General features: G+C 73.3%; 14 protein-coding genes. 6 read left to right on the plus strand and 8 right to left on the minus strand.

Translation table 11 applies throughout. From position 1 onward, the window contains the following. Window positions 1-21: 21 nt before the first annotated feature. The 6 genes from ACQP2P_RS22675 to ACQP2P_RS22700 all read right to left on the minus strand — a co-directional run bounded on the left by ACQP2P_RS22675 (window position 22) and on the right by ACQP2P_RS22700 (window position 3,077). Entirely contained in the window at window positions 22-420 is a 399-nt protein-coding gene (locus ACQP2P_RS22675; RefSeq protein ID WP_433603902.1) for a ChaB family protein, read from the minus strand. Between the two features lie 108 nt (window positions 421-528). Next, a complete protein-coding gene (locus tag ACQP2P_RS22680; RefSeq protein WP_433603903.1) occupies window positions 529-1,278 on the minus strand; it encodes an AraC family transcriptional regulator in 750 nt (249 codons plus the stop codon). A 1-nt stretch (window position 1,279) separates the two neighbouring features. After that, window positions 1,280-1,582: a putative quinol monooxygenase gene (locus ACQP2P_RS22685; RefSeq protein ID WP_433603904.1), complete on the minus strand. Its 303-nt coding sequence runs from the start codon at window positions 1,580-1,582 to the stop codon at window positions 1,280-1,282. A 112-nt stretch (window positions 1,583-1,694) separates the two neighbouring features. Beyond that, window positions 1,695-2,102: a four-helix bundle copper-binding protein gene (locus ACQP2P_RS22690; RefSeq protein WP_433603905.1), complete on the minus strand. Its 408-nt coding sequence runs from the start codon at window positions 2,100-2,102 to the stop codon at window positions 1,695-1,697. Between the two features lie 52 nt (window positions 2,103-2,154). Continuing rightward, on the minus strand, window positions 2,155-2,406 hold the full coding sequence (locus ACQP2P_RS22695) for an Hsp20/alpha crystallin family protein (protein WP_433603906.1): 252 nt from the start codon (window positions 2,404-2,406) through the stop codon (window positions 2,155-2,157). 257 nt (window positions 2,407-2,663) lie between these two features. Further along, window positions 2,664-3,077 (minus strand): rhodanese-like domain-containing protein, encoded by a 414-nt coding sequence (locus tag ACQP2P_RS22700; RefSeq protein WP_433603907.1) that lies wholly within the window; start codon window positions 3,075-3,077, stop codon window positions 2,664-2,666. Between the two features lie 207 nt (window positions 3,078-3,284). Between ACQP2P_RS22700 and ACQP2P_RS22705 the strand changes: the two genes are divergently transcribed. From ACQP2P_RS22705 to ACQP2P_RS22730, 6 genes are all read left to right on the plus strand, one after another. Continuing rightward, entirely contained in the window at window positions 3,285-3,428 is a 144-nt protein-coding gene (locus ACQP2P_RS22705; protein ID WP_433603908.1) for a hypothetical protein, read from the plus strand. Between the two features lie 72 nt (window positions 3,429-3,500). After that, entirely contained in the window at window positions 3,501-3,590 is a 90-nt protein-coding gene (kdpF, locus tag ACQP2P_RS22710) for a K(+)-transporting ATPase subunit F (protein ID WP_433603909.1), read from the plus strand. Beyond that, window positions 3,590-5,257 carry a potassium-transporting ATPase subunit KdpA gene (gene kdpA, locus ACQP2P_RS22715; protein WP_433603911.1) on the plus strand — a complete coding sequence of 556 codons (1,668 nt, stop codon included), beginning with the start codon at window positions 3,590-3,592 and terminating at the stop codon, window positions 5,255-5,257. Before kdpF ends, kdpA begins: the two co-directional genes overlap by 1 nt. Then, window positions 5,254-7,266 (plus strand): potassium-transporting ATPase subunit KdpB, encoded by a 2,013-nt coding sequence (gene kdpB / locus ACQP2P_RS22720; protein ID WP_433603913.1) that lies wholly within the window; start codon window positions 5,254-5,256, stop codon window positions 7,264-7,266. Before kdpA ends, kdpB begins: the two co-directional genes overlap by 4 nt. Continuing rightward, entirely contained in the window at window positions 7,266-8,066 is an 801-nt protein-coding gene (locus ACQP2P_RS22725) for a potassium-transporting ATPase subunit C (RefSeq protein ID WP_433603915.1), read from the plus strand. The genes kdpB and ACQP2P_RS22725 overlap by 1 nt, the downstream gene beginning before the upstream one ends. A gap of 1 nt (window position 8,067) precedes the next feature. Then, window positions 8,068-10,563: an ATP-binding protein gene (locus tag ACQP2P_RS22730; protein WP_433603916.1), complete on the plus strand. Its 2,496-nt coding sequence runs from the start codon at window positions 8,068-8,070 to the stop codon at window positions 10,561-10,563. Between the two features lie 24 nt (window positions 10,564-10,587). Here ACQP2P_RS22730 and ACQP2P_RS22735 read toward each other — a convergent pair whose 3' ends face one another. Continuing rightward, window positions 10,588-11,016, minus strand: a complete 429-nt coding sequence (locus tag ACQP2P_RS22735) for a DUF6069 family protein (RefSeq protein WP_433603917.1) — start codon at window positions 11,014-11,016, stop codon at window positions 10,588-10,590. A gap of 86 nt (window positions 11,017-11,102) precedes the next feature. Further along, window positions 11,103-11,711 carry a TetR/AcrR family transcriptional regulator gene (locus ACQP2P_RS22740; RefSeq protein ID WP_433603918.1) on the minus strand — a complete coding sequence of 203 codons (609 nt, stop codon included), beginning with the start codon at window positions 11,709-11,711 and terminating at the stop codon, window positions 11,103-11,105. Window positions 11,712-11,723 lie beyond the last annotated feature (12 nt).

Genomic DNA, 11,723 nt, shown 5'->3' on the forward strand with positions numbered 1-11,723 from the left:
CCGTGGCACCTGCCGCGGCCGTCACCTGCCGCGCGCGGAGCTGGTGGCGCGGTTGCCGGCCTTCTGGATGGCGTCGACGAGCTCGGCCTTCGTCATCCGGCTGCGGCCGGTGATGTCGAGCCGGCGCGCCTGGTCCATCAGGTGCTGCTTGCTCGCGTTGGCGTCGACCCCGCCCGCGGTCTTCGCGCGGGTGTTGCGCCCGCCGGCGGCCTTGGCGTCGCTCGGGCCCTTGCGGCCCTTCGGCTCCCAGTGGTCGCCGGTCTTCTCGAACGAGTGCTTGACCGCGGCGAACGCGGTGCGGTGGGCGCGCTCGCCCTCGCCGTACTCCTCGACGGCGGCGTCGTGCGCCTTGACGTAGGTGTCCTGGGCCTTCTTCGGCGACCGCTTGAGCGTGCTCGGCATGTCCTTCCTGGCGGGCATCGCATCCTCCTTCGAACGTGGACCTTCGGGTCGCATGCCCGCCGGGCTGCCGATCAAACGCCCCCGGGGTCACCCGCCCACGTCGCGGTCGGCAAACCCGCCGAGCGCTCAGCGGAAGCTCTCCCGGTACTGCGAAGGCGACTTCCCCGTCAGCTCCCGGAACGCCGCGTTGAACGCCGACAGGGAGGTGTACCCCACCGCGAACGCGATCTTCGTGACCGGGGTGTCGCCCGCGGCCAGCTCCTCGATCGCGCGCATGATCCGCATCCGGCGCAGCACCGCGCGCCAGGTGAGCCCGGTCTCGTCCTCGAAGCGGCGGGCGAGGGAGCGTGGGGCGAGGCCGATCTCGGCGGCGAGGTCCTCGAAGCGGACCTGCTCGGCGAGCCGGTCCTCGGTCAGCCGCAGGGCCCGGCGCAGCTCCGGCGACCGCCCGGCCGGCACGACGACCGGGCTCGGGGTCTCCGCGAGGCGCCAGGCGACGGCGGCCAGGGCGGCGAAGAGCTTCTCGCCGTACCAGGGCAGCGGTTGCGCGCCGTCGCCGAACGAGCCGCACTCGGCCAGCAGCGCCCGGGCCAGCGGGCTGAGGTCGAAGACGGTCAGCGGCGCCGGCGCCGGCTCGGTGAACCCGGGCTCGAACAGCACCGACGCCGTGGTGACCGGCTGCGGGAGGCTGACCTGGATCGGTTCGCCGGCCGCGATGAGCGCGGCCCGGGCCGGCGGCAGCAGCCAGGCACGGCCCCGCGCCTCCAGCCGGAGGGCACCGGCGGAGGCGCAGAGCAGGTAGTGCCGGTCGACGCACAGCTCGCGCGCGGGTTCGGGCGCGAAGGTGCGCACGAAGCTGTACGCCTGCCGGGTCATCTCAGGCCACCGTCTCCAGCAGTTCGGCGTGGAAGCGCCGGCTCACCGGGGAGCCGGTCATCATGGGCCGCAGCACCTCGCCGGAGCGGATGAAGGCCTCGGAGGCGAGGTACGGCTTGAACGACTCCTCATCTTGCCACTCGTGCACGACGGTGACGGTCGAGTCGTCCTCCCGGGAGGCGTACACCCGGAACGCGAGGTTGCCCGGCATGGCGCGGATCTGGTCCCGCTCGGTCTCGAGCTGGGCGAGGGCCGCGGGCCGATCGGCGGCGGCGGTCCGGAAATCGAGAATCGCGATGAACATGCACCGATCATCGCCTCTGCGGACCTGTGGCTGCCGCCGCCGGTCGGACACGTTCACGCTTCCATCGGACATCCGGGCGCGCCCCCCGGCGTCCGTCGGTGCTCCTGCGCGGTCAGCCCATCGCCGTCAGCAGCCGGCGGCACGCGTCCTCGCACATCCGGCAGGCCTCGGCGCAGATCCGGCAGTGCTCGTACATGCTCGCGTGGGCCGAGCACTCGTCGCCGCAGCTGCGGCACGCCATCATGCAGGCCTCCAGCAGCGTGCGGTTGAGGTTCGCGTCGGAGCCCGTGTGCCGCAGCAGCACCCGGACGGTCGCGGCGCAGACGTCGGCGCAGTCGAGGTTGACGCTGACGCACTTGGCCAGCTCGGTGACGGTCCGCTCGGCCAGGCAGGCGTCGGCGCAGGCGATGCAGGCCTGGGTGCACACGGCGATCGCGTCGATCGCCGCCGCCAGCTGGGCCCGGTCGACCTCGATACGCTGCGGGTGCGTCTCCATCATCGGCATGGTCGGAGCAGTCATGGTGCCTCCTTCGGAGTTCGTCGAGCCTTCGGAATTCGGGTGACCGCCGGCCTCAGCGGCGCGAACTGGGCGAGCCGCTCCGGCCGGGCACGGGCGAGCCGGGGCCGGCCGGCCGGGTGTGGGACGACGACCGGCCGATCTGGCGGTCACCGGAGCCGCGGTCGATCTCGATGCGCCGCGGGTGCGTGCCGCGCGTCCTGCCGACGGTGATCGTCAGCACGCCGTTGTCGTAGTCGGCCTCGACCCGGTCGGCGTCGATGCCGCCGGGCAGTCGGTCTGCTCGATGTCGAGCGGTGGCCGCCACGCCGTCGCCCTGGCGACCGGCGAGGCGAGGCCCGGTTCGCCGAAGTACGACCGGATCGGCTGCCCGAAGCGGGCGTCGAGCTCGTCGGCCTCGCGGCCGGGGTCCCAGCCCGGCCGCCGGGCGAGGGCGCCGCCGCGACGGTGATGGGCGGAGAACGGTGCGAGCGACATGGCGGGCCGTTCCCTCCTGAGCGCCGGTTGTCGCGTCCATGCTCGACCGGCCCCGGGTGAGGATGTCTCGCCTGGGCGGGATGGGGGTCAGCGGCGCACGTCGGCCTCGCCGCGGTGCAGCGGTCGGCCCGCCGCCAGCCACGCCTCGACCCCGCCGGCCAGGTCCGTCGCCCGGTGCAGGCCCACCCGGCGCAGGCTCTGCGCGGCGAGGCTGGAGCTGTAGCCCTGCCGGCACACCACGACGATCTCGACGTCGTACCCGGTCGCCTCGGGAATCCGGGCGTCGGACGCGGGGTCGAGCCGCCATTCGAGCACGGTCCGGTCGATGACGATCGCGCCCGGCAGCTCGCCGGTCTCGGCCCGCTGCGTCTCGGTGCGGGTGTCGACGACCAGGGCACCGCGAAGGCGCGCGGCCTCCGTCTCCTGCGGGCTGTACCGCCGGATGCCGCGCCGGGCCTCGTCGAGCACCCGATCGACCCCGGCGACGCTGAGCTGCTGCATGCCCCCGATTCTGCCCGGCGGGGGCGGGCGCTGGAGCTCGGACCCCGATCCGCGCCACGGCGCCGGTGAAAAACATGCACGCGTCAAGAACGCGTCAAGAAACGCACCAGGTGCGTAGGGAAAGCATCAAGACATCTGGGCGGGGTACTCGCGCGGGTCTTCACTTGCAGCGAGCCGGGTGAACAGCGCCGGACGCAGGTGGCGGGCGTGACCCCTCGCCGCGATTGCCCGGCCCGCACCGACATCGTCGGGCAGGACCGCGGCGACATCCGGCGGATGCGCACCTGGCTCAGCGGCGGCGGACTCACGCCGCCGGACCATGCCCACAAGGAGGCGAGCCCCAGTGGCTGATGTGTGGTTCGTGTTGCTGACGATCGCGGCGTTCGCGGTCCTCGGCCTGGCGGTGCGGGCGGTGGAGCGGCTGTGAACGTCGAGAACCTCGTCGGCCTCGTCCTCGCGGTCGGCCTGACCGCGTTCCTGATCGCCGCCCTGCTCTTCCCGGAGCGGTTCTGATGAGCCCCACCCTGGCGGGCGTGCTGTTCATCGCCTCGCTGATCGCCGTCCTCGCGCTGCTGTACCGCCCCTTCGGCGACTACATGTACCGCGCGATCACCTCGGCGCGGCACCTGCGCGCGGAGCGGGTGATGTACCGCGTCACCGGCGTCAACCCCGACGGTGAGCAGTCGTGGGGCGTCTACGCGCGCAGTGTGCTCGCCTTCTCCGCGGTGTCGATCCTGTTCCTCTACCTGTTCCAGCGCGTGCAGCACCACCTGTGGCTCAGTCTCGGCTTCGATCCCGTCGCACCGGACCAGGCCTGGAACACCGCCGTGAGCTTCGTGACGAACACGAACTGGCAGTCGTACTCGGGCGAGTCCACGATGGGCCACCTCGTGCAGATGTCCGGCCTGGCGGTGCAGAACTTCCTCTCCGCGGCCGTCGGCGTCGCCGTGGCGATCGCCCTGGTGCGCGGGTTCGCGCGGTCGAGGACCGAGCAGCTCGGCAACTTCTGGGTGGACCTCGTGCGCGTCAGCGTGCGCATCCTGCTGCCGATCGCCGTGCTGGGCGCGCTCGTGCTCATCGCCGGCGGCGCGGTGCAGAACCTCTCCGGCGGCACCGAGGTGACCACCCTCGCCGGCGCCGGGCAGCACCTCACCGGCGGGCCGGTCGCCTCCCAGGAGGCCATCAAGGAGCTCGGCACGAACGGCGGCGGCTTCTACAACGTCAACAGCGCGCACCCGTTCGAGAACCCGACGGGCTGGACGAACTGGTTCGAGGTCTTCCTGCTCCTGCTCATCCCGTTCTGCCTGCCGCGCGTGTTCGGCCGGATGGTGGGGGACAGGCGGCAGGGCCTCGCGATCGCGGGCATCATGGCGATCCTCGCCATCGGCAGCGTCATCGCGCTCAACGCGCTGCAGCTGCACCACGGCGGCACCGTGCCGGCCGCGGTCGGGGCCGCGACCGAGGGCACCGAGACCCGGTTCGGCGTGGCGCAGTCCGCCACGTTCGCCGCGGCGACGACCCTGACCTCGACGGGCGCCGTCAACTCGTTCCACGACTCCTACACCGCGCTCGGCGGCATGGTGGCGATGCTGAACATGATGCTCGGCGAGGTCGCGCCGGGCGGGGTCGGGTCCGGGCTCTACGGCATGCTCGTGCTCGCGGTCATCACGGTGTTCGTGGCGGGGCTCATGGTCGGGCGGACGCCGGAGTACCTCGGCAAGAAGATCGGCGCGCGCGAGATCAAGTTCGCGTCGCTGTACCTGCTGACGACCCCGGCCCTGGTGCTCGTCGGCACCGCGATCGCCATGGGGTCGGCGTCGGCCCGAAGGTCCATGGCGAACCCGGGCCCGCACGGCCTCTCCGAGGTGCTGTACGCCTTCACGTCCGCGTCGAACAACAACGGCTCCGCGTTCGCCGGCATCAGCGCCAACACGACCTTCTACAACACCGCGCTCGGCCTGTGCATGCTGCTGGGCCGGTTCCTGCCCATCATCCTCGTGCTCGGCCTGGCCGGCTCGCTCGCCCGGCAGCAGCCCGTGCCGGCGTCCGCGGGCACGCTGCGGACGTACCAACCCCTCTTCATCGGCATGGTCGTGGCCGTCGCGGTCGTCGTCGTGCTGCTCACCTACCTGCCGGCCGTCGCGCTCGGCCCCCTCGCGGAAGGACTCGGCGCATCATGATCGCCGCGGGTCTGCTGGACCCCAACCAGCTGTGGAAATCGGTCCCCGACGCGCTGCGCAAGCTGAACCCGGCCACGCTGTGGCGCAACCCGGTCATGTTCATCGTGGAGGTCGGCTCGGTCTTCACCACCGTGCTCGCCGTCGCGCACCCCTCCGGCTTCGCGTGGGCGGTCACGGTGTGGCTGTGGCTGACCGTGCTCTTCGCCAACCTGGCCGAGGCGGTCGCCGAGGGCCGCGGCAAGGCCCAGGCCGACACCCTGCGCCGGGCCAAGCAGGACACCGTGGCGAACCTGGCCGACGGCACCACGGTCAAGGCGGCCGACCTCAAGCAGGGCGACGTCGTCGTGGTCGAGGCCGGGCAGATCATCCCCGGGGACGGCGACGTCATCGAGGGCATCGCCTCCGTCGACGAGTCCGCGATCACCGGCGAGTCCGCGCCCGTCATCCGCGAGTCCGGCGGCGACCGGTCGGCGGTCACCGGCGGCACCAAGGTGCTCTCCGACCGGATCGTCGTGAAGATCACCCAGAAGCCGGGACAGTCGTTCATCGACCGGATGATCGGGCTCGTCGAGGGCGCGAACCGGCAGAAGACGCCGAACGAGATCGCCCTGAACATCCTGCTCGCCTCGCTGACCATCATCTTCCTGCTCGCGGTCGCCACCCTCCAGCCGCTGGCCATCTACTCGGGCGGGCCGGTCTCCGGCATCGTGCTCGTGGCACTGCTGGTCTGCGTGATCCCGACCACGATCGGCGCGCTGCTCTCCGCGATCGGCATCGCCGGCATGGACCGGCTCGTGCAGCGCAACGTCCTGGCCATGTCCGGCCGCGCGGTCGAGGCGGCCGGCGACGTCAACACGCTGCTGCTGGACAAGACCGGCACGATCACGCTGGGCAACCGGCAGGCGGGCGGCCTGCTGCCCGTCGAGGGCGTGACCGCCGAGGAACTCGCCGAGGCGGCCCAGCTGTCCTCCCTCGCCGACGAGACCCCCGAGGGCCGCAGCATCGTGGTGTACGCCAAGCAGCACCACGGCCTGCGCGAGCGCGAGGTCACCGGCGCCGCGTGGGTGCCGTTCACCGCCCAGACCCGCATGTCCGGCGTCGACGTCGACGGCCGCGAGATCCGCAAGGGCGCCGCGATCGCGGTGATGAAGTGGGTCCGCGACCACGGCGGGCACCCGACGAACGAGGTCGGCTCGATCGTCGACGCCGTCTCCTCCTCCGGCGGCACGCCGCTCGTCGTCGCCTCGCGGACCGCGGGCGAGCCGGCCCGGACCCTCGGCGTCATCCACCTCAAGGACGTCGTGAAGCAGGGCATGCGGGAGCGGTTCGACGCGATGCGCCGCATGGGCATCCGCACCGTCATGATCACCGGCGACAACCCGCTGACGGCCAGGGCGATCGCGGCGGAGGCCGGCGTCGACGACTTCCTCGCCGAGGCCACCCCCGAGGACAAGATGGCCCTCATCAAGCGCGAGCAGGAGGGCGGCAAGCTCGTCGCGATGACCGGCGACGGCACGAACGACGCCCCGGCCCTGGCCCAGGCCGACGTCGGGGTGGCGATGAACACCGGCACGTCGGCGGCGAAGGAGGCCGGCAACATGGTCGACCTCGACTCCGACCCGACGAAGCTCATCGAGATCGTGGAGATCGGCAAGCAGCTGCTCATCACCCGCGGCGCGCTGACCACCTTCTCCATCGCCAACGACATCGCCAAGTACTTCGCCATCATCCCGGCGATGTTCGCGGCCCTCTACCCGGGCCTGGACACGCTGAACGTCATGCGGCTGCACTCGCCGGCCTCGGCGATCCTGTCCGCGGTCATCTTCAACGCCCTCGTCATCGTCGCGCTGATCCCGCTCGCCCTGCGCGGCGTGCGGTACCGGCCCGGCTCGGCCGACTCGATGCTGCGCCGCAACCTGGTCGTCTACGGCGCCGGCGGCGTGATCGTGCCCTTCATCGGCATCAAGCTCATCGACCTCATCATCATGACCATCCCGGGGATCTCCTGATGCGCCTGCCCGCCTGGCTCGCCCAGCACCTCGCCGCCCTGCGCGCCCTGGTCGTGCTGACCATCGTGCTCGGCCTGGCCTACCCGCTGCTCATGGTCGCCGTCGCCCACCTTCCCGGCCTGTCCGGCCCCGCCGGCGGCTCGCTGATCGACCGCGACGGCAAACCGGTCGGCAGCGCCCTGGTCGGACAGTCCTTCACCGACGACAAGGGCAACCCGCTCAAGCAGTACTTCCAGTCCCGCCCCTCCGCCGCCGGCAACGGCTACGACCCGACCTCGACCTCGGCCAGCAACCTGGGGCCCGAGAACACGAAGCTCCTCGACGAGGTCTGCGGCCGCAGCCGGGCCGTCGGCGAGCTCGAGGGCGTGGACGGCGCCCGGCCCTTCTGCACCCCCGACGGCCACGCCGCCGTCCTGGCCGTGTACCCCGACCACGCCGTGAGCCTCTACCAGACGTGCCCGGCCACGCCGTTCGTGCGCTCGTACGAGGGCAGGCCCGTCGAGTGCGCGAAGGAGGGCGAGGACTACGGCGGCGGCGTGCGGACCCCGATCCGCGGCGACGCCCCCGCGACCCCGGCGGTGCCGGCCGACGCGGTCACCGCCAGCGGCAGCGGCCTCGACCCGCACATCAGCGTCGCCTACGCCGACCTGCAGATCAGGCGGGTGGCGGCGGCGCGCGGCCGGCCCGAGGCCGACGTGCGCCGGCTCGTCGCCGAGCACACCGACGGCCGTACGCTCGGGTTCATCGGGGAACCGGCCGTGAACGTGCTCGAGCTCAACCTCGCTCTCGATCGGAGCTGACATGACGGCGCGCGGGATGCTGCGGGTGTACCTGGGTGCGGCCCCGGGCGTCGGCAAGACCTACAAGATGCTGGAGGAGGGGCGGCGGCGCCTCGCCCGCGGCACCGACGTCGTCGTCGGGTTCGTGGAGACCCACGGCCGCCCCTTCACCGAGGCGATGCTCGCCGGGCTCGAGGTGCTGCCCCGCCGGCACCTGACGTACCGCGGCGCGGAGTTCACGGAGCTCGACCTCGACGCGCTGCTGGCCCGCCACCCCGAGGTCGCGCTCGTCGACGAGATGGCCCACACCAACGTGCCGGGCAGCGAGAACGCCAAACGGTGGCAGGACATCGAGCGGCTCCTGGCGGCCGGCATCGACGTGCTCACCACGGTCAACGTGCAGCACCTGGAGTCGCTCAACGACGTCGTCGAGTCGATCACCGGCGTGCCGCAGCGCGAGACGACGCCCGATGCCGTGGTCCGCCGGGCCGAGCAGATCGAGCTCGTCGACATGACCCCGGAGGCGCTGCGCCGCCGGATGGCCCACGGCAACGTCTACCGGCCCGAGAAGATCGACGCGGCGCTGGGCAACTACTTCCGCGTCGGCAACCTCACCGCCCTGCGCGAGCTGGCCCTGCTGTGGCTGGCCGACAAGGTCGACGACCAGCTCGACCGCTACCGGGCCGACCACGGCATCGACAAGACGTGGGAGACCCGCGAGCGCGTCGTCGTGGCGCTCACCGGCGGCCCGGAGGGCGACACGCTGGTGCGCCGGGCCGCCCGCGTCGCCGCCCGCACGAAGGGCGCCGACCTCCTGGCCGTCCACGTCGTGCGCGGCGACGGGCTCGCCGGCGCGGACCCGGCCAACCTCACGCGCCAGCGGCTGCTCGTGGAGTCCCTCGGCGGGACGTACCACCAGGTCCTCGGCGCCGACGTGCCGGGCGCGCTGCTCGACTTCGCCCGCGGCGTCAACGCCACCCAGCTCGTCCTCGGGGCCAGCCGCCGCGGCCGCCTCGCCCAGGTCTTCTCGCCCGGCGTGGGCGTCACCACCACCGCCGAGTCCGGCGCCATCGACGTGCACCTCGTCACCCACGAGGAGGCGCGCCGCTTCGGGTTGCGCGCCCGCAGCCCCGGCGGCCTCGACCGGCGCCGGCGCCTCGCCGGGCTGCTGCTCGCCGCGCTCGGCCTGCCGCTGCTGACCGCCCTCCTCGACGGCCTGCGCGGCGACATGTCCCTGCCCAGCGACATCCTCGCCTACCTCGCCCTGGCCGTCGGGGCCGCGCTCGTGGGCGGGCTGCTGCCGGCGCTCATCTGCGCGGTGGGCGGGTTCATGCTGCTGAACTGGTACTTCACGCCCCCGCTGAACCGGCTCACGGTGGCCGAGCACGAGAACGTCTTCGCGCTCGTGGCCTTCGTCGGGGTCGCCGTCGCCGTGGCCAGCGTCGTCGACGGCGCCGCCCGCCGCGCCCGCGACGCCGCCCGCGCCTCGGCCGAGGCCCAGACCCTCGCGACGCTCGCCGGCAGCGTCCTGCACGGCGCCAACCCGCTCGAGGCGCTGCTGGAGCGGGTGCGGGAGTCCTTCGGCCTCGCCTGCGTCACGCTGCTGGAGCGCGACTCGCCGCACGCGCCGTGGCAGGTGGCCGCCTGGGTCGGCGAAACGCCGTGCATGTCGCCGGCCGACGGCGAGACCGAGGTGCCGGTCGAGGAGAACGTGGCCCTGGTGCTGCGCGGGCACGCGCTGCCCGCGGCCGCCCGCCGCCTGGTCGAGGCGTTCGCCGCGCACGCCGCGATCGCGCTGCGCCAGCGCCGCCTCGGCGAGCAGGCGGCCGAGGCCGGCACCCTGGCCGAGGTGGACCGCCTGCGCACCGCCCTGCTCTCCGCGGTCAGCCACGACCTGCGCACCCCGCTGGCCGCGGCCAAGGTGGCGGTCGGCAGCCTGCGCAGCCCCGACGTCGACTTCTCGCCCGAGGACACCGCGGAGCTGCTGGCCACCGCGGAGGAGGCGCTGGACCGCCTCACGCGCCTGGTCGAGAACCTGCTCGACATGTCGCGGCTGCAGGCCGGTGCCCTCGCGATGACGCTGGAGCCGGTCGACCTGGCCGACGCCCTGCCCCGCGCCGCCGACGACCTCGACGCCGCCGTGGCGATCACCGTGCCCGAGGAGCTGCCGGAGGTGATCGCCGATCCGGCCCTGCTGGAGCGCATCCTGGTCAACCTGCTCGCCAACGCCCTGCGCCACAGCCCGCCCGGCCGCCCGCCGTCGCTCGGCGCGAGCGCCCACGCCGAGCGCATCGAGATCCGCGTCGTCGACCACGGCCCGGGCCTGGCCGAGTCAGACCAGGAGCGCGTGTTCCAGCCGTTCCAGCGCCTCGGCGACCGCGACAACTCCACCGGCGTGGGCCTCGGCCTGGCGCTGTCCCGCGGCCTGGCCGAGGCGATGGGCGGCACCCTGGCCCCGGAGCCGACCCCCGGCGGCGGGCTGACCATGACCCTCACGCTGGCGGCGGTGCTGCGATGAGCCGGCCCGGGGCGGGCGCGGCGGTCAGGACCGCGGCGGGATGAGCCGCCGGTACGCGGGGACGGCGGCCGCCGCCACGCCCAGGTGCATGAGCATCAGGCAGAGGACGCCGGCGGTCGTGGTGCCCGGCTGCGACCTGGTCACGAGCAGGACCACGTCCGGGATCCAGGACAGCACGAGCACCACGGGCACGAGGACGCGCAGCAGGCGGCCGGCGTCGCCCGAGCGGGTCGCGACCAGGTGCCAGCCGACGGCGCCGGCGAGCGCGCCGACGAGGGTCAGCATGCCGTACACCTGCGGCTGCAGCGGCATGAACTCGGCCGGCGCGTCGAGCAGGCCCCGGCCGGCCAGCGCGATGACGCTGTTGACGACGAACCCCCCGGCCGCGGCGATGCCGGCGGCGGCGAGGGTGGACTTCCACGAGGTGCCGGGACGGGCGGTGGTACTGGTCATGGCGTGCCTCCCACGGCTGTCGCTGCTGATGCACGCAGCAAACGGCACGGGCGTGAGAAATCCACCGTCCTGGCGATAAGAAGCGGCTAAGAAAGGCGGGCGAGCGGGGGCAGCGGGGCCGCGCCGGGCCGGGCCCGGAACGACTCGACCATCAGCGCCGCGAACCGCCGCGACGCCGCCGAGCGCAGCGCGGGCGACTCGGCGCGGATGCCCTCGTTGGCCATCAGCGCCACGATGACGTCCTCGAGCTCGAGGTCGGGCCGCAGGTGCCCGGACGCCTTGGCGTCGGCGATGAGCCGCAGCAGCAGCCGTACCGTCCGGTCGCGGTCGGCCCGCAGACGCTCCACGGCCCGTGGCAGCCGCGAGGTGAACGTGCGCGAGAGGCCGCGATCGAGCGCGTGCAGCCGCATCAGCTCCTCGATCACGTGGCAGAACCCGAGCCACGGGTCGGCCTCGGCCAGCCCCCGCTCGACCACGGCCGAGCACAGCGCCATCGGCTCGGCGAACGCCGCGGCGAACAGCGCCTCCTTGGTCGGGAAGTGCCGGTGCACCGTAGCCGCCCCGACCTCGGCCCGCCGCGCGATCTCGCGCATGGGCACGTCGAGCCCATCGGCCGCGAACGCCGCCCGCGCGACGGCCAGGATGCGGGCCCGGTTGTCGCGCGCGTCCGAGCGCTGTCTCACTTGCGCCGTCACCGCTCTCAGTTT

The organism is Dactylosporangium sp. CA-139114 (genome assembly GCF_050955725.1).
GTDB lineage: Bacteria > Actinomycetota > Actinomycetes > Mycobacteriales > Micromonosporaceae > Dactylosporangium.